Genomic DNA, 25,809 nt, shown 5'->3' with positions numbered 1-25,809 from the left:
GACCTAGTAAATCATGTCTTCCACATTAAACACTACCATACTTCTTACATTTTACTATTTCCAGTAGATAATTAGACTTTTTTTAGTCATTTCTTTAAGAAAATAGGAAACTTGGCATATCTCCTTATCCTTTTTCTAGCCATTTTATCAAAACTGCATTCAACGACTAATACTATATATAAAAAAACCAGCCCCTAATACAAATCAAAATTTGTATAGAAACTGGCGCTTATAGTTATTATTTACTTGAATTATAAGCCTCTAAGAATTCTTTCACTTTCGCTGGATCTGCAACTACTTCATTTCCAGTATCCACAAGTGGACTTACAGTAGAAACTGCTTTGTTTTTATTTCCTTGATAATAATTTAAAATTTCATCTTGGTTAATCGAATACAGAATAGCTTTTCTTAGATCTTCGCTATCTGATACTGCACGGTTTTTGGTATTGAACAATAGATAAGACACAGCGTTACTGTCACTTTTTTGAAGTGTTAACTTGCTATCGCCTTCTACTAAGTCATATTTTGTTTCTGGCACTCCGTTGAATATGTGAATTTCTCCATTACGTAATGCTGAAAGTGTGCTATCTGGATCTTGTATAAAACGTACAGTTACATTAGAGATTTTAGCTTCATTTTCCGTTCCTGTCATATATGCAGGGTTTTTCAAGAATATAGCTTCATAATCATTTTTGTGTGACAAAATGTAAGGTCCGCTTGCATATAACGTATTGTTATATTTGGCACCTTCTGTAACGGTGTTTTGGTCCCCATAAGGGATATCTTTGTTAACATCGAATGATTCTACATCGTATGTGTTAATGCTTTCTACTTGTTTCTTAGACACGATACCTGCAGATTGGTGGGCTAAATAATTTAGTACTTGTGGGAATGGATTTACTGTTGTAATTTTCACTACCTGATATTTACCCGCTGCATTATCAGCTGCATTTTTGTCTTCTACTAATTCTGATATTTTGGCATCTAAGCCCTCTTCAAGTGCTTCTTTTACAGTAACTTCGCTACCAGACTGGTTTACATCAAGCTCTGCCAGATCCGTTACTACTTCTATTTCTTCCATACTTTCATGTAAGCTATATGTGCGGTGATCTGGTACAGATTTTTCATCTTTAGCTCGGTTTAATGAGAATACTACATCGTCTGCTCCAACACGTTCCCCAGTATCCACTGCTTTTTCATCTGTAACTGCAGCAAAGTTGATATCATCACGAAGAAGGAAATAATAAGATTGGTTTCCTTCCGCAATGACATGGTTAAGTGATAAAGAACCATCTGAGACTACTTTATCGTCATCTGTTAAATTTACAAGTCTTACATACATATTTGTATTTAACGTATTTATAGAACCGTCATTTCCTTTAATCGGATCTAAAGATGTTAGTGCTCCGATTGGTTGTTGCATTATTAATGGTTGTGTCGCTCTTTTCGAAGTATCTACAAAGTCGATAGATTCCCATGCAATTGCACGTGATTTCGCAAGTCTTACTGTATCTGCATTTACAATTTCTTTGTTTACACCTTGTGCTTTGAACGAATTATATAAAGGGGCAATATATGCTTTATCAAGCACAAGACGTTGTTCTAATTGCTTATAAGTCTTCGTAAATTCTTCTTCCGTTTCTGTACTTGCTTGCTCTATTAACTTATCTACTTCTTCATCAGACATAATACTGTTATCACCATCTGATTTGAATAGTGAACGTACCGCATAATCAGGATTTCCTGTAACTGTTGTCCAGCTAGATAGTGCTAAGTCATAGTTTCCAGCATCTTTTTGTGCTGTAAAGCTACCGTAATCTGGTTGGATATTCAACTTCACATCAAAACCGTTTTTAATCAGTTGGTCACGTACGATATTCATGTCCGCTTCCCCAGTACTCATACCTAACAGTTCAATAGCTACTGCACTATCATCTGTTTTTACATCTTTGTTATCATTTCCTTTATCCGCAACGTCCGACTTCGTATTTACACACCCTGCTAATATCACTACCAGAGTGATCAGGATTGCCAATAAACTTTTTTTCATATTCATTTCCTCCTAAATAATTGTTTAATCCATTCTTGGATCAAAAGCATCTCTTAACCCATCTCCTAAGAAATTGAAAGATAATACAAGACCTATAATTGCTAGCCCCGGTATAATCGCTAGATAGGAATGCGATTCAAGATAAGTACTACCTATTTTTAAAATATTTCCCCACTCCGGAATATGTGGTTCAACCCCTAGTCCAAGAAAACTTAAACTACTCGTTGCAATTACAGCTCCTCCAATTGTTAAAGTGGCTTTTACAATCATCGGAGCCAGTGAGTTAGGTACAATCTGCTTAAAAATAATCGAGAAATCAGAAGCACCTAAAGCTCGTGCAGAATCGACATACTCATAGTTCGATACCATGAGTACGTTTGCTCTCATCGTTCGCGCATAGCTTGGAATTGCACCAACACTAAGTGCTAATATCAGGTTCATCGTGTTAGCTCCGAACGCAGCTATAATAGCAATCGCAAGCAAAATTCCAGGTATTGCATACAGGATATCTAGCAATCGCATAATAATATTATCCGCACGTTTTGTATAATATCCTGCTATTGCTCCAAGAACCCCTCCTATTATTAGAGGAATAATTGTAGAAGCAAACCCTACTAGTAGAGATATTCTTGCTCCAAAGATAATTCTAGAAAATAGATCCCTTCCAAAATCGTCTGTTCCAAAGGGATGCTCTAGGCTAGGTTGTTGAAGCAAGCTTCCATAATCATTTTCTACCGCCATATCATAATCGAATGTATACTTGCTACAAACTGATAGAGAAAGCATAAGTATGATGAAGAACATTCCTAATATTGCAGTGGAATTGCGAGTGATTTTACCCCAAATCGTGTTCCACTTTATAATTCTTGAACGATCGTGGCTCCGTATCTTTACTATTAAACTTATACCAAGTAACAGGTTAAACAAATTACCAGTTACAGATGAAGCAATCAATACAATAGCAATGACCAAAAACCAAGGTGGTGCAGATTCATCCTGTACATATTTTGATACAAGAGCTAAAGTTACTACTTGAAAAACCAGTATTCCCACCAGAATTCCCATTGCGGGTAAAAAAGTATCTGTCACATACGGCTTAAACATATTAAAAGCAGAGATTGCAATTACAAAAAGCTGTGTAAATAACATGTATACAGCAAATGTGTAATCTGGTGTTTTTTTGTTTTTTATCAAGTTAAAAGCAAATGATGCCGTAAAAACATTTGCACTCAATATACTTAAGAGTTGAATATATCCTAGCTTTCTTGTAATTGGCTGTATGGCACCAAATTTCAAAAGATCTTTTTTAATTTTCCATGTTAGGAAAAATTGATACAAAGTGAATAATGCATAAACTAAAAATATCGTAAAAACAAGAGACTTTATCGTTCCTTCTTTATAGTTAAAACTATTTATAAGGAAAACTAGGCTGACCACAATAGAAAGAACCAATGCAAAGTTTGCTTGCGTATACTCTCGAGACAATTTCAAAGCATGTTTTTTAAACGAGTTCACCCTCTACACCTACTTCTATATTACAGTTGCTTCATCTTAGATCGAATGCGAGGGTCAAAAAACGCATACAAAATATCGATGAGCACGTTTACTAATGAAATTGTTATAGCAATATATATGACCCCACCCATGATGGCAGGAATGTCGGGGATAAACTGTTTATCTACAATATAACTACCTATACCGCTAATATTGAATACTTTCTCTGTAACAGCTGCTCCCCCGAGCATATCTCCAAACAACAATCCAATTACTGTAATAATGGGAATCATTGCGTTACCAATAGCATGCTTCCATAGAACTTGACGTTCATTTAGCCCTTTCGCTTTTGCCGTAATAATATAATCCTCATTTATTATTTCTAGCATAGAGGAGCGAGTCATTCTTGCAACAGAAGCTGTAAGCCCTGTGCCTAAAACTATTACTGGCATAATAATCGACAACATATTCTGAGGATTATAAGTGGCAGGTAACCACTGCAGTTTAATAGAGAAATTTAATATAAATATTAAGCCCTGCCAGAAATTCGGAATAGATAATCCAATTAATGCGATAAACATAAAGGAATAATCTAGAAATGTATTTTGTCTAGTAGCTGATATGATTCCAACTGGAATGGCAATAACAATAGCCATTAATAGTGAGAAAATCGCAATTGTTAAAGTAATCGGGAACTTATTAGCAATACTAGCTGCTACGTCTTCATTCCCAGTAAAGGAAGCACCTAAGTCAAATGTGAAAATCCCTTTAACGGCATTCCATAATTGCATCAAGTAAGGCAGATCCAGACCATACGTATGATTAAAAGAAGCAATTTGCTCTTTCGTTGCAGATTCACCTAAAAGATTTGCAGCAGGATCAAAAGGCGACAAATATAAAATTGTAAATACTAGCACTGAGACACCTGCAATGACAAAAACACTCATAATTAGGCGCTCGAAGATAAATTTGATAAAGAAATTACTAAACAACAACAGCAATATATACATCAGTACTCCAGGTATAAAAGAAACAATTAAAAAGAGCGGATTTTTTAATAAACGTTGAAAAAAGGAGATATAATTTAGCTTTGTTAAACCCTGACGTTCATACTCGTCATTTATTTTTTCTGCGAGTATTTTCGAGTAGCGTTCCTCTGTTAGTCTATCTACTTCCCGATTCATTAGCTGTTCATCCACTTTTTCCTGAAAGAAAGCATGTTTTCGAACGTATTGTTCCTTGAAATCACTTAATAACTTTTCTTTAAGCCCTGCTGTTTGTAATGAGTCATTTATTATTTTATGAATAGTAAAATATGTATCACTTTTTCTTTTAGATTGGTAAAAGAAAAAAATAATAAGATGTAAGGGTAATCCTAATACTAACAACAAATATTTGTAGGAAGGTCGTTTCATCATTTTCTCAAAAACATATGAAAGATGAGTAGAAAAACCAAAATTGAGCGATGGTTCTTTGTGCAATTCCATCGACTATTTACCTCCTTTCTGATATTGTATAATTCCTAGTGGTATTGTAAAGTATAGATAGGAAATTTTATTTAGTCAATGATATTTATTTAATATTATATATATAGGAATAGGTAGGTGTTTTACGTTGGAGACGGTTCTAAAGGTTAAAGATTTACATATCTCGTTTCTGACCAGCGACAAAGAATTTGAAGCTGTGCGAGGTGTCAGTTTTGAAGTGAAAAAAGGAGAAACTATTGGGATTGTTGGAGAATCAGGTAGCGGCAAGAGTGTTACCGCTCGTTCAATTATGAGATTACTCCCTTCCCCTCCTTCCTTGTTAAAAAACGGCGAGATTGAATTTCTCGGAGAAAATCTTATAAATAAGTCAGAAAAAGAGATGGAAAGTATCCGAGGGCAAGATATTAGTATGATCTTCCAAGACCCTATGAGCTCCCTTAATCCTACTCTTCGAATTGGCAAACAAATAGCTGAAAGTTTGATCAAACACCAAAAGTTATCCAAAAAGGAAGCAAAAAAACAAGCACTCGACCTACTCAAACTAGTAGGAATTAAAAATAGCGAAGAACGTTTCAATCAGTATCCGCATGAGTTTTCTGGTGGAATGCGTCAAAGGGTCATGATTGCAATAGCATTGGCTTGTCGTCCTACTCTTCTGATTGCAGATGAACCTACAACTGCACTTGACGTTACCATTCAAGCGCAAATATTAAACCTCATGAAAGACATGCAAGCACGTTTTGGAACATCTATTATTTTAATCACCCATGATTTGGGTGTAGTGGCCGGAATGTGTGACCGAGTAGCAGTCATGAAGGATGGAGAAATTGTCGAAACTGGGACAACGGAAGAAATCTTTGAAAACCCTCAACATGACTATACAAAAAAACTGCTTAACGCTCTTCCAAGATTAGATCAGAAAAAAAAAGCTAAACGTCCTTCTCTCCATACCCTTGGGACAGAAGACGGAAAACCTCTACTAGATGTACGTTCCCTTAAAATGAATTTCGATGTTGGAAAAGGCAATGTACTAAAAGCAGTTGACGATATTAGCTTTTTCATAAAACCTGGAGAAACATTAGGGTTAGTCGGAGAATCTGGTTCAGGTAAGTCTACAACTGGTAGAGCAATACTTCGACTTCATGAACCAACAGACGGAGATGTATTATATCAAGGTTTAGCGATAAATAGACTTAGTAAAGATGAAATGAAAACAATGCGTCGACATATGCAAATGATCTTTCAAGATCCCTACTCTTCATTAAATCCACGCTTTAAAGTATTGGATATAATCGGGCAAGCATTAGATATACACCGTTTAAGTAAAAACAACGAGGAAAGAAAACAGCGCGTCGAAGAATTACTCCTAATGGTGGGACTAAAACCTGAACACGCCATGCGGTACCCACATGAATTTTCTGGTGGGCAACGCCAAAGAATCGGAATCGCTCGGGCACTTGCTGTTGAGCCTGACTTTATCGTTTGCGATGAACCCTTATCCGCTTTAGATGTCTCTATACAATCTCAGATTGTCGACTTGCTAGAGGATCTCCAACATCGTCTAGGGCTTACCTATTTGTTTATTGCGCATGACTTATCAATGGTCAAGCATATTAGTGATAGAGTGGCAGTTATGTACGCTGGGAAAATTGTAGAGCTTGCAGAAAGCGAGGAGCTCTATTCTAACCCTCAGCACCCTTATACAAAATCATTACTAGCCGCAATTCCAATTCCCGATCCTAAAGTAGAGGCCAAGAAAAAACGGTCTCTAATGGAAGATAACTTAGAAATAGATAAATACCAATTGAGTCAATCCGAGTTAATAGAGGTATCCCCGGAGCATTGGGTAGCTATTCCTAAACAACATGCTCAAATCTAGCAACGCATATTAACGCATGCAAAAAGCCACCTAAATAGGTGGCTTTAGTTTGACGACAAAGGTATTTTTATAAACGGTTATGAATAATAATAAATGGGTTTATTCATCCTATTAAAAGTAAGATATTGAATACTCTATTGGAACGGTTTATAAGGCAAGGTCCACCACGAAGACTCCAGTGGGAAAAGCTTGAGCTGAAGACCCCGCAGGAACGTAGTGACGAGGAGGCTGAAGCCAAGCCCGCGGAAAGCGAAGTGGTGGGCCTTGCCGAGTTTAATATTCAACTCTATACACCTAAAATTGAGTTTGTCTACAGTCTGAAGCCACCTAAATAGGTGGCTTTTTGCATTAGATATTTTTTTTAGTTTCTGTTTCTTTATCTTCTATTCTAAATTCTTCTGCAACATCGTCTACTATATCTTTAGTTGAGTTTTTGAATTCTTTTAACGTCTCTCCAACTGCTCTACCCAATTGAGGTAACTTTTTCGGACCGAAAACGATTAAAGCAATGATTAATATAATGATTAAACCAGGTATTCCGATATTTGGCATTATAATCTCTCCTATACTTTTTCTATATAATTTTCACGTGGTTTTTGCAATAGTTGTTTATCCGACAAAAAATATTGGTTGTTTTGTATCAATTACACATTATACTCCTACGTTTAAATTTGTAAATACCTAGGTACTCAAAATGAATTGTGTGAGCTTGAAATGTCTCCTTAATACAAAATCTACTTTTTTCACTTCGCTAACTTTCTTGAGCTTTGTTTATGCAACTAGTTCTTTAGCTTTTTTCACCTTCAAAACACTAGTTACTTTATATCAATAACACAGACGTCTTTACTATAAATTTGCAATATTTATGCGAATTTAATGTTTTTTCAGAATAAAATTATATTTTCTTATCCGAAATAAATATGTAGTATTGAAGAAATAAAAGGAGTAGACTGGTAAACGGTTGTTTTGTTATGTATAAAAATTACATTTTCATAGTTTTGTGAACTATGTTAAAGGAGAATAAAAGTGACGCAATATAACTTAGAAGAATTAAAACTGTTGAATCAAGTAATATTTGCTTTATTTATAGTAGCAGATTTAGCACTTGGTCTCTTTTACTATAATAATGAGTTCCCTTGGTTCGCGTTAATAGGTTCAAGTATTGGACTAGCTATTATTGTTCTTTGCTGGACTGGAAAAAAATATATATACTTTATCTCATTTTTATTGGTTTATACGATCCTATTTTCATTAGTTTATAACTGGCATTCATTTTTTCATTAATTAGATTATTTTTTTAATTCATTGTTTACCTGAATAAACAATTTAAGCTATTTTTCTACTAATTTACGTTGGAGGTTATATTATGTCAGAACAGGAAAAAAAGGCTCCATACTTAGATAAACGTTCATCTAGACGTACATTTATCAAAAATTCTGGATTAACAGTTGGTGGGGTTGTACTAGGTGGAGCGCTTGGTTCTTTACTAGGTAAAGACTCAACATCTAAAACTCACGAAACTGGCGTTCATTCAACATCTGCTGCGGTGAATTACAACCAAGCACTAATGTATTTTGACAAAGCACAATTCGATACGATAGATGCGGCAACAGAACAAATTTTCCCTAAAACTGAAGTAGGACCCGGTGCGAAAGAATTACTTGTTGCATATTATATCGATCATCAACTTGCAGGAAGCTTCGGCCTTAACTCAAGAGAATATATGACTGGTCCTTTCTTCCCTGCAGAAGCAGTTCCACAACAAGGATACCAAACCCATTTAAATCGTCAGCAAGTTTTTAACCTTGGAATTACAGCTTTAAATACAGAGGCTGCGAAGAAATCCGATGAGAAACCTAAATTTGCTAATTTAACAGAAGAACAACAAATCGAGATCTTAAAAGATTTCGAAGCTGATAAAGTTAAATTAAGCGGAGCTGTTAGTTCATCCTTTTTCTTTACTTTGCTTAGAAAAGTAACGATTGAAGGAGTATATGCTGATCCAATGTATGGCGGTAATAAAGATATGGCTGGTTGGAAAATGAAAAATTTCCCTGGACATCAAACGAATTATATGAACGTATTAGAAAAAGATGAATTCGTGAAAATCGCTCCTATGAGCTTAAACTCGCAACATCAACATTAATATCTACCAATAGAAAGGGTGAAAAACTTTGGCAACTAAATTACCAAAAACAGATATAGTTTTAGTAGGGGTAGGTTGGGTAGGCGGTATTATTGCAGCTGAACTTACAAAAAAAGGATATAAAGTGGTAGGTATTGAACGTGGTAAAGAACGTTCTACTGAAGATTATTTTATGGCTCACGACGAATTACGATACGCAGATCGTAAAGAAATGATGCAGGATCTTTCAAAAGAAACACTTACATTCCGTCATAATACGACACAACGAGCATTACCTTATCGTGAATGGGGTAGCTTCTTAATTGGAGAGGGAACAGGTGGTTCAGGAGAGCATTGGAATGGACAAACTTTCCGCTTCTTACCATACGATTTCGAGATCTATTCAGAAACTGTTAAACGTTACGGAAAAGGTAAAATCCCTAAAGGGATGATGCTTCAAGACTGGGGTATAACTTACAAAGAGTTAGAACCTTACTTTGATAAATTCGATGCTATGACTGGTATTGGCGGCGAACCGAATCCATTGCCTGGTTCTCCACAAGTTAAATATCCTAATCCACCAATGTTGGAAACACCTGTTACAGCATTATTCAAAAGTGCAACTAAAGATCTTGGATATCATCCATACCATATGCCATCCAACAATTTAACACAACCATATACAAATCCAGATGGTATTGCTCGTAGCGCTTGCCAATATTGTGGTTTCTGTGAACGTTTTGGTTGTGAATATGGAGCGAAAGCATCACCAGTAGTTACAGTATTACCTGTAGCTAAGGAAACAGGGAACTTCGAAGTTCGGCCTCATTGTGTAGTACGTAAAGTTCTACACACGAACGGAAAAGCTACAGGTGTACTTTATGTAGACACACGTACTGGTGAAGAGTTTATTCAAGAGGCAGATGTAGTTGTAGTTTCAGCCTATCAAATGAATAATATTAAACTTCTATTAAATTCTCAACTTGGACGCCCATATGATCCAGTTACTGGTACAGGAGTTATTGGTAGAAACTATGCATATCAAACATATTTGGGTACTGCTGTTGGTTTCTTCGATAAAGATTTTAATATGTATGCTGGAGCAGGTGCTCTAGGAGCTCAAATTGATGACTTCAATGGAGACTTCTTTGATCACACTGACTTAGATTTCTTACATGGTGCTACAATTCATATTACACAACTAGGGGATCGCCCTATTGCGAATAATCACGTACCACCAAACGTTCCAACTTGGGGCAAAGAGTTTAAAGACGCTTCTGTCCAAAACGCAAACCGAGCTCTTATCATTAAAGCACAAGGAGCTTCCCTTCCTTGGCAAGATAATTACATCGATCAAGATCCAACGTATAAAGATGCATTCGGTGACCCATTACTTAGAATGACGTTCAATTGGAAAGACCAAGACCGTCAACTAATGAAATTTATGGGCGAAAAATGTGCTGAGATCATGAAGCAAATGGGTGCAAAAGAAGTTAAAATGACTGGTGATGAAATCGGCGATTACGATATTCGTAACTATCAGTCTACTCATAATACTGGTGGAGTAATTATGGGTGCTGACCCAGAAACAAGTGCTTTAAACAGTTACCTACAAATGTGGGATTGTGAAAACGTATTCGTACCAGGTGCAAGTGCCTTTGCACAAAACTCAGGATACAACCCAACGAACACTGTTGGCGCATTAGCATATCGTGCTGCTGAAGGTATTGAAAAATACTTAAAAACTGGCGGATCTTTAGTTTAAAAACGAGACGCTTCTAAATGAACAAATAATATTTGCTTAACTATAACGATAATTTCTACTCATAGAATTAGCCAACAACTTAAAAACTGCTACCTTCTTTCCATCAAAGAAGGTAGCAGTTTTTTAATATATGGATTCATCCTCAAACTTCCAACTACTCTTTTGGTTTCTAAGAAACTTACACAGTCTTTATAAATACTTCTAATATCTTTGTGTAAATTTCAGGCTGTTCATCATGAACCAAATGCCCTGCAAACGGTACAATTGCAATACGTACTTTTGAATTTATCTCAGGATAAATGGATGCACCGATAGTTTCATTCCGCTTTTTCTCCCCTACGATGAATAGTACTGGGAATTCAAATTTTGTTACTGCCTTTACATCTTCAAATGGATACCAGTTTTCGCTTTTTCCAAAATGAATGAACTGTCGCCAATCAGATTCATGTAGGTGATCAAAGTAATTAGCGAATTCTTTGTTTTGTAATAAATTATTTTGCCCATTAACATCTTCCTTATGGATTTCCAACCAGTTGTCCGGCTTTACTGGTGTAACTCCTGAAATAGCTAACGTAATAACCCTTTCTGGAAACATGTGTGCAAATTTAATCGCTACAAGTGCACCCAACGAACACCCTACGAGATGAACAGCAGAAACTTTTAAATAATCCAGCGTTTCCAATAAATCCTTTGCAGAATCCTCAAAGAAATTTTGTATATTTTCTGTTATAGATCGACCATGACCTCTCAAGTCTGGAGAAATCACTTGGTAATTATAGCTAAAATACTCTCTTTGAAACTCAAAATCTAATAATCCAGTTTGCAAACCTGTATGTACAAAAACGATAGGTTTCCCATTACCCATAACATTTGTATGCAATATCAATCTATCTCACCTTTTAAATGTTCCTGTTTATTTAGAAACCTAATAATCCTTGCCTTCTCTTTTATTTCTAATAGATGGAGTCCGGTATCACTTGTCGCAAACCCAAATTCACTTTCATTAGGCTGCTTTAAAAATGCTTTGATGAATTGAGAGATAAACCCACCATGAGAGACAATTGCCACCCGATTATATCCCTGATAATCTTGGATGATTTTGTGAAAAATTCTTTCTGCACGAAAGCGAAACTCTAATTCTGATTCACCCTGTTCAATAGGAATATGTAATGGTCTTCCTGCTAGAGGTAGTGGATACTTCACCCGAGCTACCTCCTTAGAAAGTCCCGCTAGCACACCATTATTAAATTCCATTAAATCAGTTTCAATGAGCAAGTTGCAGCCGACGAATTTTTGTAGTATTTCGGCAGTGCCCTTTGCTCTTAATAAAGGACTTGCTAAGATAATATCAGGTGGTAGATGTTTTGCTACGTATGCCCCCATTGTATTTGCTTGCAGCTCCCCTAATTTAGTCAAGGCGAAGTCTGCTCTTCCTTCATGCACTCCCAGTAAATCTGCCTCCGATTGTCCATGTCGTATAATAAGTAACTCCACCTGCACATCTCCCTTTTAACGCATTACATATTCTGCTAATACACTTTGTACCTTATATATATTTAGGGTTTTATTGAATTTCTTTTGTATAGGAACTGAGCTTCCCGATAACCAAATTTTTAGTTCCGCGTCCAGATCAAAGGTGCCAGCAGTTTCAATTGAAAAATGAACGATACTTCTATATGGAACAGAATGATACTCTACCTTTTTTCCACTCATACCTTGTTTATCAATAAGCAATAACCGCTTGTTTGTAAAAACGATTAAATCCCGGATAAGTTTATACGCATGTTCCACCTTTTCAGAAGAGGCTAGTAAATCCTTTAACTCACTTTCAACCTGGCTATTTTCTATCTCCGACACATTCCCCATTAGCCCATCTAAAAATCCCATCTCTATTCCCCCTAATACATTTTAGTAACTATTCAATAGTTGTATCCCAATCTCCTGCTAGGATATGAAAAAAGCCTACTCCCAATTACAATATATTGCTATCGCATAGTAACATATTTCATTATCTGAATATTTTTTTATTTAATTTTTGCAAATATTATCTAGAAACCAAGATAAAAATAAGATACACTGAGTACGATTTGTTTTGTATTATTACTCTTTAATAATTAGTATAAATAAAATTTACTAAACAAATAGTATATGTCAAAGGAGAAATAAAGTGACGCAATATAATTTGGAAGAATTAAAAATTTTGAATCAAGTATTATTGGCATTATTTATAGTAGCTGATTTTGCTCTAGCTCTTTTCTTCTATAATAGTGCATTCCCATGGTTTGCTTTAGTAGGCTCGGGTCTTGGTCTAGCCATTATCGTTCTTTGTTGGACAGGAAAACAACATTTGTACTTTATAAGCTCTTTAATTGTATTTACTGTACTGTTTTCTATCGTCTATAACTGGCATTCCATTATCCATTAATTTTTTTGCATAAATATTTACCTAGTTAAAATTCTCAACTACTTATATAGGAGGTTATATTATGACTGAACAGAAAAAAAATACACCTGTTTTAGACAAACGTTCATCGAGACGTACTTTCATCAAAAACTCAGGTTTAACAGTTGGTGGCGTCGTTTTAGGAGGAGCCCTAGGGAGTCTTCTCGTAAAGGATGGAAAGACTACAACGAATGAAACAAATGTGCACTCAAGTACTGCTCCTTCTAACCCAAATGTTGCTTTAATGTACTTTACACCCGAACAATATCGTATAACGGAAGCTGCTTCTGAGAGAATTTTCCCGAAAGATGAAAACGGTCCTGGTGCAAAAGAATTACTTGTTGCCTACTATATTGACCATCAACTTTCAGGTGCTTGGGGCATGGGATCAAAAGAATATACATCTGGACCATTCTTCCCTGGAGAAGATACCCAAGGTTATCAAGGTCGCCAAAATCGTCAACAAATCTTTGAAATTGGTTTAAAAGGAATCCAAGATCACAGCTTAAAAACATATGATAAATCTTTCATAGAACTTTCGGAAGATGAACAAGACGCAATATTAACCGAGTTCGCTGATGGAAATGTGGAGCTTAAAGGTGTATCCTCTGCTCATTTCTTTGGTGTCCTAAGAACAGCAACAATTGAAGGCGCTTACGCTGATCCTCTATATGGTGGTAATGCAAATATGGAAGGCTGGAAGATGAAGAATTTCCCAGGACATCAGATGAGCTTCCTGGATATTATTGAAAAAGAATTTACGAAGATTGAACCGATGGCGTTAAATTCTCAGCACAAACATTAATAGAATCATAGCTATATAGAAATTGACGATTGAGGGGGAAATAATAATGGTAACAAAATTACCTAAAGTAGATGTTGTCACAATAGGTGTTGGTTGGTCCGCTGGTATCATCGCGGCTGAGCTGACAAAACAAGGTAAAAAGGTTGTTGGATTAGAGCGCGGTAAAGAGAGAAAAACAGAAGATTATTTTATGGCCCATGATGAGCTTAGATATGCAGTTCGACATGAAATGATGCAAGATCTTTCAAAAGAAACAATTACTTTCCGTAATAACGACAAAATGCGCTCTCTTCCTATGAGATCTTATGGTTCATTCTTACTCGGTGTTGGTGTTGGTGGTTCTGGTGCCCACTGGAACGGTCAAAACTTCCGTTTCCTTCCATATGATTTTGAACTGCGTAGTAAAACAATTGAAAAATATGGTTTAGATAAAATACCTGCTGATATGACTATCCAAGACTGGGGTATTACATATGATGAGATTGAACCTTATTATGATCAATACGAAAAAATGGCAGGTATTTCTGGCGAAGACAATCCACTAGGTGGAAGACGCTCTAACCCATTCCCTACTCCGGCGATGAAAAAAACAGAGGCAATGCGCTTATTTGATGAGGCTACAAAAAAAATGGGTTATCATCCGTATGTGCAACCTTCTGCCAATCTATCTGAAAATTATACAAACCCAGATGGAATTTCTCGAGTTGCTTGCCAATATTGTGGATTTTGTGAGCGTTTTGGCTGTGAATATGGTGCAAAAGCAGAGCCTGGTGTAACTGTACTGCCAGTTGCAAAAGCTACTGGCAACTTTGAAGTTCGTCCACATTCTGAAGTACGTCGTATTTTATACTCAAACGGAAAAGCTACCGGAGTTCTTTACACAGATTTAACTACTGGGGAAGAATTTGAACAATCAGCTGATGTTGTCGTATTATCAGGATATGTATTTACAAACGTTCGTCTTCTATTACTTTCTGGAATTGGAAGACCTTATGACCCAACTACTGGTACTGGCGTTATTGGGAAAAACTATGCCTATCAAATTCGTAAAGGTAGAGCAACTGGATTCTTCGATGATCATAAATTCAACAACTTTGCTGGTGCCGGCGGTTTAGGTATGATTATTGATGATTTTAACGGAGATAACTTTGATCACACTGATTTAGATTTTATTCACGGTGGGATGATTATCCTTGGTCAAACAGGACAAAGACCTATCGCTAACAACCAAGTTCCATCTGGCACAAAATCTTGGGGTAAAGATTTCAAAGATGCTTCCCTAAAATATACAAATGCTTCCTTAACGGTAAGTGGTGAGGGTGCTTCGATGGCTTATAAGCAACATTTCCTAGACTTAGACCCTACTTATAACGATGCATTTGGAGATCCATTAGTTCGAATCACTTTTGACTTCGAAGAACAAGATCGTCAATTGACGAAGTACTTGGCTGAAAAGTGTGAAGGAATTCTGAAAGAAATGGGTGCGAATCATGTGGATGTTAGTGGAGATCTAGGGCCTTACAATGTAGCTGAATATCAATCCACTCATAATACTGGTGGTGTAATTATGGGTGCAGATCCTGAGACGTCTGCAGTCAACAACTACTCACAAATGTGGGATGTTGAAAATCTATTTGTTGTAGGGGCTTCTTCATTCCCGCAAAATGCTGGATACAACCCAACTGGTACTGTAGGTGCATTATCTTACCGTGCGGCTGAAGGTATTCTTAAGTATATGGAAAAAGGTGGATCGTTAATTTAGTATTAATTTCATAGAATTAGTCAACAACAAAAAGCTACTCACTTCTTTTTATTAAAGAAGTGAGTAGCTTTTTCTTACTAACCCCCAATTTTAGGAGGGTATTTAAAAAATAACGGAGAAACTATTTCGTTTCTCCGTTATTTAGTTCATGCAACCCTATTTACTGTTATTCAGTCACATTATCCACTACTACATCCGTTTCAATCTGGTTTGCTCTATTATTTTTTGCTTTAATAAAGAACATGATTGTCAAAATAATTGTTAATACTATTCCAATATAGAAGGATAGTTCCAAGTCTAACCTAAATCCAATCTTTGCGTTTAAGATATAGACAAAAACCATATAAGTGATAAACAGTGCTGGTATTAGCGACACAATGTAGTTCTTTCCTTTAATGAACAAATACATTGTCGCAATCCATAAGGCGATTGCCGCTGTTGCTTGGTTTGCCCAAGAGAAATATCTCCACAAGATGTTGAAATCAATTTGCGTTAACATCGCCGATATAGCAAACAATGGAACAGCAATCATCAAACGTTTCGCCACTTTTTTCTGATCAATTTTCAAATAATCTGCAATGATTGAACGTGCAGCACGGAACGCTGTGTCACCTGATGTAATTGGTAGTACAACAGCACCCAGTACCGCAATTGTTCCACCAATAGCTCCTAATAAAGTCATGGATACTTCATTAACTACTGCAGAAGGTGTCCCTGTTGCGATAAATTCACTTAATGTTTGTCCGTCTAGCATACTCATTGCCGCTGCAGCCCAGATCATCGCTATGACTGCTTCCGTAATCATCATGCCATAGAATACATAACGACCTTGTGATTCTTTTTCGACAGTTCTCGAAATAATTGGTGATTGTGTCGCATGAAAGCCAGAAAGTGCACCACATGTAATCGTAAAGAACAGAATCGGGAAAATTGGTACATTATCTGGGTGCATGTTTGTTAACGACAATTCTGGAATTGTATAATCAGAGACTAGTAAAGCAACTCCAACCCCCACGGTACCAATCAGTAGTACTGCGCCAAAGTATGGGTACAGTCTCCCGATAATTTTATCTATTGGAAGAATTGTAGATAAGAAATAATAAATAAAAATAACAACAATCAATATCCATAAAGCTACTTTACCATCCATTAATAGCGCTAATAAAGAGGCAGGTGTTGTTACAAATACTGTCCCGACTAATAAAAGAAGCAGTAATGCGAAAACGTTTACAATATGTTTCGAAACGTTACCTAAGAACTTTCCAGCTAACTCTGGAATATGTGCACCTTTGTTGCGAATGGAGATCATACCCGTTAAATAGTCGTGTACAGCCCCTGCAAAAATGGCTCCTAAAACAATCCATAAGAAAGCGACTGGTCCGAATAACGCACCCATAATTGGTCCAAATATTGGACCTGTTCCTGCTATATTAAGCAGCTGAATGAGCGCATTTTTTTGTTTATTCATCGGTACGAAGTCAACGCCGTCTGCATTTGCATATGCAGGTGTTTTTCGAGCATCTGTAGGATCAAAAATCTTTTCAATGAATTTCCCATAAGTAAAATACGCGATAATTAATAGTGCAATTGCACAAAAAAATGTAATCATGTGAGCCCTCCTATTTCCTTCTATTTCTGAATTTAGTTTTTCTTGCCATAAGGTATATTTAGTTTATGGCAAATTTTCAAAAATAGGAGTATTTCGGTGCAACATGCAAGTTTAAGAGTTTAACATGCAAATAGTGGGAGATAACACGTTATTACAGTTCTAAACGCTGGCGTAATTCTTTAACGTAATTTCTACTGACAGAAAGCTTCTGTTCTAATCCTTCCAACTCTAGCTGATAAGCACCATTAAACCATGGTGTTAAGCGGCTGACGTATTTCAAATTAACGAGATATCCTTTATGAATTCGAAAAAATGAAAATGGTACTAAACGACTTTCAAGCTCTTTCAAAGTTGTCCGCACATCATATCCATCGGTTTGCGTAATAATTTTCGTTACTTTGTCATCTCGATAGATATACAAAATATTCTGCGGTAGAATATAATCGATGTCACCGCCAGTTTCTATCGCCAATTTCCCAAGCTTCTCCATACTGTCAGCCGTTGGTGCGGGATATAACGTCTTTTCTATTCGGTCTATCGTTTGCTCTAGTAGTCTTTCATCGTACGGTTTCAATAAATAATCGACGGCATTAATCCGAAAGGCCTCTGCCGCAAATTGTGGATAAGCCGTTGCAAAAATGATGAGTGGCACTTTTTTAAACCCCGACAAGGTTTTAGCTACTTCTATTCCATTCATTTTAGGCATCTCGACATCTAGAAAAACAACATCCGGATGGATCTGTAATGCCTTTAAAATTGCAGCCTCTCCACTCTCTGCCTCCCCTACCACTTGAACTCTTGGAAACTTACCTAGTAAATACGTTAATTCCTCTCGTGCATAGCGTTCATCATCTACAACCAATATAGTAATCGATCCCATCAGGCATTCCCCCCCAATTTAGGAATTCTAAAGGAAATAGCTGTTCCTTCATTCTCTTTACTTACAATCTTTAAACCCGCCTGGTCTCCAAACGTCATTAGTAGTCTACTATTAATATTGAATAATCCTACTCCAGTTCCTGATTCGGACTCGAGCGGCATTGTGCCCAGAACAGCGAGTCGTTCAGGTAATATCCCTTTCCCATTGTCTTTCACCATAATCTCAATTTCTGCATCAAAGTCACGTACCGTCATCTTAACCACACTATTATTTTCCATATCCTTAATGCCGTGGTGAATAGCATTTTCAACAATGGGCTGTAATGTGAAAGGAGGAATCTTTTCATTTAGCAAATGTTCATCCACGTCATATAAAATGGTCAGTCGATCTATAAATCTAGCTTCTGTTATTTCCAAATAAGCTTTAACATGCAATAGCTCTTGCTCAAGTGTTATTTGAGACGCAGTTGTCCCTGTGACATTTTGTCGCAAAAAATAGGATAATGACGTCAGTAGTTTCCTTGCCCGATCAGGATCTGTGCGAATCAACGACACAATAATATTCATAGAATTAAATAAAAAGTGGGGATTGATTTGCGCCTGTAACGCTTTGATTTCAGCCTCTTTTGCCAACTGATAAGCATGATCAGTTTCAGCAATTTCTAGCTGGTTACTTAATAGGGAGCTCAATCCGACAATTAGTTCAATATTATCTTCAGTTATGACTTTTTCAGATGGATAGTATAGTTTCAGTGTGCCAATGGTTTCTCCACGCTGTATAAGTGGGACAATGACTGCTGCTCCTAATTGACAGCCTGGATAATTGCAGTGAATGGTGCCATCATTGACAACAACTACCTCTCCATGTTGTATGACATTTCTGGTTTCATCTGTCCGAATCGGACTACCCCCCTTATGATGATCACTGGCAATTCCAACATGCGCAAGAATGTCCGTTTGGTTGGTCATAGCAACAGCACTTGGTTGTAATTCACGGAATAGAATATTACAAACGGCTTGTGCAGTGACAGTGTTCATGCCGGTGCGTAAGTAGCTTAGTGTTTGATTTGCAATACGCAGCATTTTCTGTGCTTGCAATGCCAATACTTTCTCTTGTTGGCTGATCACATTATAGACAATCAGTATAAATAGTGCAGTTCCTACACCATTAGCTAAAATCATCGGTATACCAATGATCTTAACCAATGTAAGTGATTGCTCAAATGGTTTTGATATCAATAAAATCATAGACATTTGCATCGCTTCAGTAAATGCCCCAATAGCAAAGACAGTAAGCGGTTTAAGTGCCCTTTCTTTTCGATAAAATATTCCTGCAACAGCTCCCGCTATGATAGTTGACAGACCACAAGACACAGCTGTAAATCCACCTAATGTCATACGATGAATACCTGCAATCAGTCCCGCACCAATCCCCACACGGTAGCCGCCTAACAGACCTGCAACGACCACACCTATAACACGTGAATTTGCAATAGCTTCCTCTGAACTCAAAACTGTTGCGACACTATTAAAATGCAGTGAATTCGTATCGAGTGCAACTCCAAAATACGTTCCCACAATACCAAAAAAGCCAAAAAATATGATCGCCGCAATCTCCTGCTTGCGATTCAATTTATCACGATACACTAAGTTTTTAAAAAACTGAAAACGAGTCAAAATAAAGGCAACGGCAACAATCATGCCAACCCTCTCAAGCATTATAGCTAGCAAGTCCAACAACAGAATCCCACCTTACAAAACAAACAGATTATTTAAATTATACTGTATAAACAAGATGATACATATCTTATTTCGGAAGAAGTGCACCAGATTCTTACAGTTTGGAATTATCAAATTGGCTGAATCCATTTCATAATTTCATATTTTGGCTGACCTTTTTGTGTTTGTCTCTTTAAAGGTGTTTCGTTTGCTCGGGATAGCCCTTGGCACGTATAGAAATTTATTCACGTGCAAGTAATTTTCTGTTTTTTAAAGAAAAATAGACACCTCTATTTGGGTAGGGTATCTATTTTTTATAGTAGGTATATGAACGAAGTGGAAAATTACTTTAGAGGGATTTCCACTATGGCAGTTGTTTTTAAATCGGCTGATGATTCAATAGAAATATTTCCGTTGTAACCATTTACAACTTCCTTCACAATAAACAAGCCCTGCCCCCTTATTTTTCCTTGTTCTTCTTTTTTGGTAGAATGCCCTTGTTTAAAGATTAGTTCTTTATCGCAAATTGCAGTTCCTGTATTAGTGACTATAAATACATAATGAGTATTATTGGATGAACACTCTATGAGTATGCTACGTTCTCCCTCAGGTAGCTCCATTGTTGCATCCATCGCATTATCGATTAAATTAGACAAAATAATAATTAAATCAGTTGTTTTTATACAGTCAAAGGAAACAGGAGAAATCACAATATCCATTTTAATACGATTATTTTGAGCAGCAATTCTCTTCGTTTGCAACAAAATGGAAAGCCCAGGATGAGCTATATCTATTTTTATAGATTCTATTGCTTCTACTTCCTTAAAAAGAGAGGAAGCATATTGTAATGCCTTATCCGACTGACCTATTTTTAAGAGTCCATGCAAAACTAAAATATGATTTGAAAAATCATGTTGTAACGAAGAAACAGAGGTTATTAGCGTTTTCATCTCTGTTTGATATGTATCCTCTGTATACCCAACTTCCTTAGCAACCTCTCTTCTGTACCATCTTTGCATAAACAAAAAGGAGACAATCACGATAAAAACAAAGAGTCCGTTGAATATTAAGGCTAGTATATTCCTTTCTAGTGCAGCACCTTTAATCTGGTTGATGGTATCTGCACTAGTATCGATACCTAAATACCCCAGTATCTTTCCTTCTTCGTTCTTAATAGGGGCACCAACAGATAAATAATCTCCATAACCTGGATCCTTCAGCACACTGGTTATATAAGTTTGTCCTTCATAAGCTTTTTTAACTTGCTCTTTTGGTACCGTACATGCAAACCCTATCGGATAATCAACTAAGCTCTCAATCTCACCAGAATGACCTAGTATCATTGTTTTAGAAACCTTAGGATTATCGACCTCTAGTGTGTAAACATATAAGGAGCCCAACTTTTCTCGAGCATCACTTAAATAGATTTGAATTTCTCGAAAGTGTTCATTTTTCTCTGGCTTATCCAAAAATTTCTGATACGTTTCTACATCTATTGAGGAAGCTATGGATTTGGCAGCCTCTAAACTTTGGTTTGCAACTGATTCTTCGATTGTATGTTTCATCCTCACATATGAGGTATACACATTTAAAGCAGAAAAAAAGAGTAATAATACAACAGACAAGAAGAAAATTACTTTTACTTTATGACTTTTCATATATTTAGTACTTCCTTAGTTTATTTCTATTAAAAACAAGATTATTCGACAAATATCTAGTAAATAATGTAATTATACTATAAATCACCAACAATAACCTTGAATGTACACATATCCCATTTTTGCATTACCACTTTTAGAGTGTATACTACATTTGTATTGTTTTTTTACGCACCATTTCAAGGAGGAATTATGATGCACAACATGGAAAACATTTTAGAAACTAGAGATTATATTGTGAGTAAGACAGGTCATCGTCCTGTAATCGGAATGATTCTTGGCTCAGGCTTAGGTTCGCTTGCCGATGAAATTAAGAACCCCACCAAAATTCCATATAGCGAGATCCCCCATTTTGCGAAATCTGAAGCAATTGGACATGCAAATGAACTAGTTATCGGAGAATTAAACGGAAAAATAGTTGCTGCTATGAAAGGACGCTTTCACTACTATGAAGGCTACACGTTAGATGAAGTAACCTTCCCAGTACGTGTTATGAAAGCACTTGGTATAGAAAAAGTAATTATTACCAATGCATGTGGTGCAGTAAATACTAGCTTTAACCCAGGTGACTTAATGTTAATTACAGACCACATTAACTTAGTCGGGGCCAATCCTTTAATGGGACCAAATAATGACGAATTAGGCACCCGTTTCCCGGATTTATCAGAAGTATATAACAAAGAGCTACGTAGTATTGCAGCTAAAGTAGCAAATGATCAAAATATTCATTTGCAAGAAGGTGTATATGCTTGGTGGAGTGGACCAACTTATGAAACTCCTGCAGAAATTCGTATGTTCCGCACTCTAGGAGCTGACGCAGCTGGTATGTCTACCGTTCCCGAAGCAATTGTAGCTACTCACAGCAGTATGAAAGTACTTGGTATTTCTTGCATTACGAATATGGCAAGTGGAATATTAGATCAGCCACTAAATCATGAGGAAGTAATTGACGTTGCTGGAAAAGTAAGAGTTAAATTCGTTGGATTAGTTAAAGGAATTTTGGAAGAGATCTAAGTTAAATAGTTAAAACTAAAACATTAATATTTTTTATTTCTCTCTTTAAAAAACGAGATTCTCGAACAATGAAGAAATTTGTTCTCAGAATCTCGTTTTATTATTTGACCTCTAGCTCGACGTCCTCTTCTATCCAAGATGGGTAAGAAACTATATCGAATCGCAAGGGACTTTGAATAGATTCCATTGGAAGTTCAAATTCAATTTTTAATCCTCTCTCATCTGTTTTCTTATAAAATCCCTTTACATACTTTTTCCCTGGCATAGGATTAGTAAAGTCATATTTTATAAAAAATTCTTTTCCATCATTATCTACAAAACTTGAGGATACTAACATAGTATCTTCTCCATTTACGTCCATTGTAAAACTAACTTTACGGTTCTCAATTTCTAAATCAGAGAAGATAGACCCAGAAGGTTTCCTCAAAAACTTCTTTGATTCAGTATCTATTAAAATAAATGCATCGCCTTTGTCAATAGCTCCTATTTTTCCAAATACTAATTTTAGATTATCAGAGTCGTTAAAGTAAGGACTTTGAGATTTTATAGTCCAATCAGTTTCATCTAAACTTCTAAATGAAGTCCCAATATTATTAATCATCCATTCATTACCGATATCATTCATAAACTTCATATTATTAAATGAAAATATTTTTTTGGAGTTGTTCGGATCTACTTTTAATTTAACTTCTGCACGAATTGGATCAATTGTAATTTTTTGCACTATAATTCGTTGACCTTCAATTGAAACTTCTTGATTTAAAGCGATTGTTTTACTTACTAAACTAGACTTTTTAAACTTAAATGGAATTTGAAAATGCTCCAATTTATCTGCTTTCTTCAAACCAATCGTCCATAAAATATTACCATCACCTACTATTTGATTTTCTACAGATTCAAGTGTCATTATAGAGCTAAATACCTTTTCTTCAATTATTGATTTTTCCGAAGCCCAAAAAGTAGTGTCATTTACAGGCAAATTACTGTAATTTTCATTCACTAGCTTCAAATATTCTATTTCTAAAGGCTTCTAAAGGCTGATTCTTCTCCTTAGATTGGACAGAGTAAAAAACAACTATTCCTTTCTTGTCTGCGATTACTCCATCGAGTGTAACCATTATGCCGTTCTTTTCTTGAGAGAGATTCAATGGTTGATAAAAGTCATTTTCAACGGCAGCTATTAAACCTCTGTCTTGCTGAATAAGTGCAATAATTCGTTCCATCCCTGGAATAGATGCAACCTTACTTGCAAAAACAGGAGATATGGAGATGGATGTGAAAAAAGAAATGAGAAGGATGGCAGCAATTACTACCGACCATGAACTCCGTTTTATCAACTTGGTTCTTTTTAACATCCTTTCTTTTTTTTCTTTCTCGAATCCAATTTGCACGGCGGAATATAGCTTATCTTTGGATACTTGAACCTGATAAATCGACTTCTTTCTCTGCTCCAATTTCTTCTTTTCCTCCTCAAACACGTTTAACCTCTCCTCTCTCTTCAAATCCCGTCCTAAGTTTTCTTAATGCTTTATGTAGCCTTGTTTTAATTGTTCCTTCTGGTGTATCCCACATAACAGCAATGTCCTTTATTTTGACATCTTCAAAGTATTTTAAATGTAATAACTCTCTTTCATAATCAGATAAACTTAATAGAGCCTCTTCAACCTCAAAAAAGTTATAGTCCTCTCTTATTCCTTGTATGTAAAATATCCTATCATCTGGTACTTCCCACTTGCTCTTCTTAAGGATATCTTGACAGTAATTCATCATAATTCGAATTAGCCATGTTTTAAAATAGGCTGGCTCTCTTACTGTTTTTATACCTATAAAAGCTCTATATGTCACTTCCTGAAGGGCTTCTAGTGCATCTCCTTCATTTTTTAAATAAGAAATAGCCGTTCGATATAATGCCTCTTCATATGAATGGATTAACGCTAAAAAAGCTTCTTCATCCCCTTTAATCGCTTTCCTTACTAACATCTTTTCACTCAAAATATCACCTCATTTCAATCGTCCCTATTTATTAGACTTACAACTGCGAAAAAAGTTTTTAAAAAATTGGGTAATTAACTAATATTCTAAATTATTACTCAGGAATCTGCAGGATGGTGCAGGAAGAAAAAAATGCAAACAAAAAGAGCGATCCTGAAGGACCACTCTTTTTGTGCTGTCATAGCTGCTCGGAGGCGAAGAAAGGAAGTTTCAAATCCTACGGCACCTGTTATCCGAGATTTTATAGATTTTTTATCGCTAAATATTGAGCGTTAGAATATAAGAGCTTTGATGGTTAACCTTTTAGCTTTAAGGGTTGAGCTTTAAGCTTTATAGCTTTCGTAAATACTATAGTTGGGAGCAGGGATTTACCCAGACCCTGCAAACGGGGAAACTTTCTTCTTTTTCGCTATAACAGCAAATTCCAAGCTTACTTATTGTTTAATAGTGATTAGTGTACGAGCATTAATTTCACTTAGCGCTACATCTACGTCATCTTCAAAGGATTCAATATCTAAAGTCATCTTAGTGGTGATTTCTTTTATGTGGATCGGGTCAATTAGTTTTGTTTCCTCAGATTCCCAAAACAACTTTTTGTAGCCTTCCACCGCTGTTAAATCTGTTTTACCATCTTTAGAAATCATATTATTTAACTGTGTGTCTAATCGATCTTGTGCAAGTTCATTATTCACTTCTACTTTTTCCTGAGACTGAGCATAATCGTTATTCATCTTACGAAGGAGAGTTTTTTCAATTTCAATAAAGTTTTTACGCTCAATTGCATCAGCCACCGTCATTTTGACTCCGGAAACCTCTACTAAAGTTGTAGCGTTAGATTCTACAATCGATTTTTTGATTTGTTTTCTGCGATCCATCAAATCTTTTATGGATTGTATACTTTCTTTCGCTTCCTTTTCAAACTCCTCAACGGTCTTAAATCCACGAATATTCTCTTTCGGTTTTTTAGAGGCTGCGAAAGTTGTCTCATTAATCTTTTTTAAAATGCGCGCATCCAATGTTTTTAACTCACGTAAAGCTTTTGTTATAGAAATCTCCATGGGCATTTCTCTCCTCAGTTGTCAATTATGGTAATTATTAGTCTACTGGAGATTACTAGGGTATTCAAGT

At 36.2% G+C, this 25,809-nt stretch carries 23 protein-coding genes; 8 read left to right on the top strand and 15 right to left on the bottom strand.

Going from position 1 to position 25,809, the window contains the following annotated elements:
* Positions 1 to 238: 238 nt before the first annotated feature.
* Genes MHI40_RS01635 through MHI40_RS01625 form a run of 3 tightly spaced genes read right to left on the bottom strand, consistent with a single transcriptional unit; the run spans position 239 to position 5,031 of the window.
* Positions 239 to 2,050 carry an ABC transporter substrate-binding protein gene (locus tag MHI40_RS01635; RefSeq protein ID WP_340761257.1) on the bottom strand — a complete coding sequence of 604 codons (1,812 nt, stop codon included), beginning with the start codon at positions 2,048 to 2,050 and terminating at the stop codon, positions 239 to 241.
* A 24-nt stretch (positions 2,051 to 2,074) separates the two neighbouring features.
* Entirely contained in the window at positions 2,075 to 3,535 is a 1,461-nt protein-coding gene (locus tag MHI40_RS01630; protein WP_445678334.1) for an ABC transporter permease, read from the bottom strand.
* 50 nt (positions 3,536 to 3,585) lie between these two features.
* Positions 3,586 to 5,031: an ABC transporter permease gene (locus tag MHI40_RS01625; protein ID WP_340761255.1), complete on the bottom strand. Its 1,446-nt coding sequence runs from the start codon at positions 5,029 to 5,031 to the stop codon at positions 3,586 to 3,588.
* A gap of 127 nt (positions 5,032 to 5,158) precedes the next feature.
* On the opposite strand from MHI40_RS01625, the gene MHI40_RS01620 reads away from it, so the two are divergent.
* The gene (locus MHI40_RS01620) at positions 5,159 to 6,910 is read left to right on the top strand and encodes an ABC transporter ATP-binding protein (RefSeq protein WP_340761254.1); all 1,752 of its coding nucleotides are present in this window, start codon (positions 5,159 to 5,161) and stop codon (positions 6,908 to 6,910) included.
* Between the two features lie 348 nt (positions 6,911 to 7,258).
* Here MHI40_RS01620 and tatA read toward each other — a convergent pair whose 3' ends face one another.
* Positions 7,259 to 7,465: a twin-arginine translocase TatA/TatE family subunit gene (gene tatA, locus MHI40_RS01615; protein WP_093536286.1), complete on the bottom strand. Its 207-nt coding sequence runs from the start codon at positions 7,463 to 7,465 to the stop codon at positions 7,259 to 7,261.
* Positions 7,466 to 7,936: 471 nt separating this feature from the next.
* Here tatA and MHI40_RS01610 point away from each other — a divergent pair, with 471 nt between their 5' ends.
* From MHI40_RS01610 to MHI40_RS01600, 3 genes are all read left to right on the top strand, one after another.
* Complete coding sequence (locus tag MHI40_RS01610; RefSeq protein ID WP_340761253.1) at positions 7,937 to 8,194, top strand: hypothetical protein; 258 nt, start codon at positions 7,937 to 7,939, stop codon at positions 8,192 to 8,194.
* A gap of 82 nt (positions 8,195 to 8,276) precedes the next feature.
* The gene (locus MHI40_RS01605; protein WP_340761252.1) at positions 8,277 to 9,056 is read left to right on the top strand and encodes a gluconate 2-dehydrogenase subunit 3 family protein; all 780 of its coding nucleotides are present in this window, start codon (positions 8,277 to 8,279) and stop codon (positions 9,054 to 9,056) included.
* Between the two features lie 28 nt (positions 9,057 to 9,084).
* Positions 9,085 to 10,800, top strand: coding sequence for a GMC family oxidoreductase (locus MHI40_RS01600; RefSeq protein ID WP_340761251.1), 1,716 nt, complete (start codon positions 9,085 to 9,087; stop codon positions 10,798 to 10,800).
* A gap of 178 nt (positions 10,801 to 10,978) precedes the next feature.
* Here the strand turns inward: MHI40_RS01600 and MHI40_RS01595 are convergent, their stop codons facing one another.
* Genes MHI40_RS01595 through MHI40_RS01585 form a run of 3 tightly spaced genes read right to left on the bottom strand, consistent with a single transcriptional unit; the run spans position 10,979 to position 12,687 of the window.
* Positions 10,979 to 11,686 carry an alpha/beta fold hydrolase gene (locus MHI40_RS01595; protein WP_340761250.1) on the bottom strand — a complete coding sequence of 236 codons (708 nt, stop codon included), beginning with the start codon at positions 11,684 to 11,686 and terminating at the stop codon, positions 10,979 to 10,981.
* Positions 11,683 to 12,294, bottom strand: coding sequence for a histidine phosphatase family protein (locus tag MHI40_RS01590; RefSeq protein ID WP_340761249.1), 612 nt, complete (start codon positions 12,292 to 12,294; stop codon positions 11,683 to 11,685). Before MHI40_RS01590 ends, MHI40_RS01595 begins: the two co-directional genes overlap by 4 nt.
* 15 nt (positions 12,295 to 12,309) lie before the next feature.
* Positions 12,310 to 12,687: a PH domain-containing protein gene (locus MHI40_RS01585; RefSeq protein WP_340761247.1), complete on the bottom strand. Its 378-nt coding sequence runs from the start codon at positions 12,685 to 12,687 to the stop codon at positions 12,310 to 12,312.
* A gap of 280 nt (positions 12,688 to 12,967) precedes the next feature.
* Here MHI40_RS01585 and MHI40_RS01580 point away from each other — a divergent pair, with 280 nt between their 5' ends.
* The 3 genes from MHI40_RS01580 (at position 12,968) to MHI40_RS01570 (ending at position 15,810) form a co-directional block, all read left to right on the top strand.
* Positions 12,968 to 13,225: a hypothetical protein gene (locus MHI40_RS01580; protein ID WP_093536300.1), complete on the top strand. Its 258-nt coding sequence runs from the start codon at positions 12,968 to 12,970 to the stop codon at positions 13,223 to 13,225.
* Between the two features lie 61 nt (positions 13,226 to 13,286).
* The gene (locus MHI40_RS01575) at positions 13,287 to 14,048 is read left to right on the top strand and encodes a gluconate 2-dehydrogenase subunit 3 family protein (RefSeq protein WP_340761245.1); all 762 of its coding nucleotides are present in this window, start codon (positions 13,287 to 13,289) and stop codon (positions 14,046 to 14,048) included.
* A 46-nt stretch (positions 14,049 to 14,094) separates the two neighbouring features.
* A complete protein-coding gene (locus tag MHI40_RS01570) occupies positions 14,095 to 15,810 on the top strand; it encodes a GMC family oxidoreductase (RefSeq protein ID WP_093536304.1) in 1,716 nt (571 codons plus the stop codon).
* Positions 15,811 to 15,976: 166 nt separating this feature from the next.
* On the opposite strand, the gene MHI40_RS01565 is transcribed toward MHI40_RS01570, so the two are convergent.
* From MHI40_RS01565 to MHI40_RS01550, 4 genes are all read right to left on the bottom strand, one after another.
* A complete protein-coding gene (locus MHI40_RS01565; protein WP_340761244.1) occupies positions 15,977 to 17,419 on the bottom strand; it encodes a carbon starvation CstA family protein in 1,443 nt (480 codons plus the stop codon).
* A gap of 151 nt (positions 17,420 to 17,570) precedes the next feature.
* The gene (locus MHI40_RS01560) at positions 17,571 to 18,299 is read right to left on the bottom strand and encodes a LytR/AlgR family response regulator transcription factor (protein WP_340761243.1); all 729 of its coding nucleotides are present in this window, start codon (positions 18,297 to 18,299) and stop codon (positions 17,571 to 17,573) included.
* Complete coding sequence (locus MHI40_RS01555) at positions 18,299 to 20,038, bottom strand: sensor histidine kinase (RefSeq protein WP_340761242.1); 1,740 nt, start codon at positions 20,036 to 20,038, stop codon at positions 18,299 to 18,301. The genes MHI40_RS01560 and MHI40_RS01555 overlap by 1 nt, the downstream gene beginning before the upstream one ends.
* Before the next feature lie 323 nt (positions 20,039 to 20,361).
* The gene (locus MHI40_RS01550; protein ID WP_340761241.1) at positions 20,362 to 21,675 is read right to left on the bottom strand and encodes a GHKL domain-containing protein; all 1,314 of its coding nucleotides are present in this window, start codon (positions 21,673 to 21,675) and stop codon (positions 20,362 to 20,364) included.
* 195 nt (positions 21,676 to 21,870) lie between these two features.
* Here MHI40_RS01550 and MHI40_RS01545 point away from each other — a divergent pair, with 195 nt between their 5' ends.
* Complete coding sequence (locus MHI40_RS01545; RefSeq protein ID WP_093536312.1) at positions 21,871 to 22,689, top strand: purine-nucleoside phosphorylase; 819 nt, start codon at positions 21,871 to 21,873, stop codon at positions 22,687 to 22,689.
* A gap of 100 nt (positions 22,690 to 22,789) precedes the next feature.
* Here the strand turns inward: MHI40_RS01545 and MHI40_RS01540 are convergent, their stop codons facing one another.
* The 4 genes from MHI40_RS01540 to MHI40_RS01525 form a co-directional block, all read right to left on the bottom strand.
* Positions 22,790 to 23,689, bottom strand: coding sequence for a DUF5643 domain-containing protein (locus MHI40_RS01540; protein ID WP_340764345.1), 900 nt, complete (start codon positions 23,687 to 23,689; stop codon positions 22,790 to 22,792).
* Entirely contained in the window at positions 23,682 to 24,167 is a 486-nt protein-coding gene (locus MHI40_RS01535) for a DUF4179 domain-containing protein (RefSeq protein ID WP_340761240.1), read from the bottom strand. The genes MHI40_RS01540 and MHI40_RS01535 overlap by 8 nt, the downstream gene beginning before the upstream one ends.
* Positions 24,160 to 24,681, bottom strand: a complete 522-nt coding sequence (locus MHI40_RS01530; protein ID WP_340761239.1) for a sigma-70 family RNA polymerase sigma factor — start codon at positions 24,679 to 24,681, stop codon at positions 24,160 to 24,162. The genes MHI40_RS01535 and MHI40_RS01530 overlap by 8 nt, the downstream gene beginning before the upstream one ends.
* 434 nt (positions 24,682 to 25,115) lie before the next feature.
* On the bottom strand, positions 25,116 to 25,739 hold the full coding sequence (locus tag MHI40_RS01525; protein WP_093536318.1) for a hypothetical protein: 624 nt from the start codon (positions 25,737 to 25,739) through the stop codon (positions 25,116 to 25,118).
* Positions 25,740 to 25,809: the final 70 nt, after the last annotated feature.

It is taken from the genome of Psychrobacillus sp. FSL H8-0510, assembly GCF_038008345.1.
Taxonomy (GTDB): Bacteria; Bacillota; Bacilli; order Bacillales_A; family Planococcaceae; genus Psychrobacillus; species Psychrobacillus psychrotolerans.
Note: the sequence above shows the minus strand (reverse complement) of the source record. Positions and strands in the feature narration are given on the sequence as shown.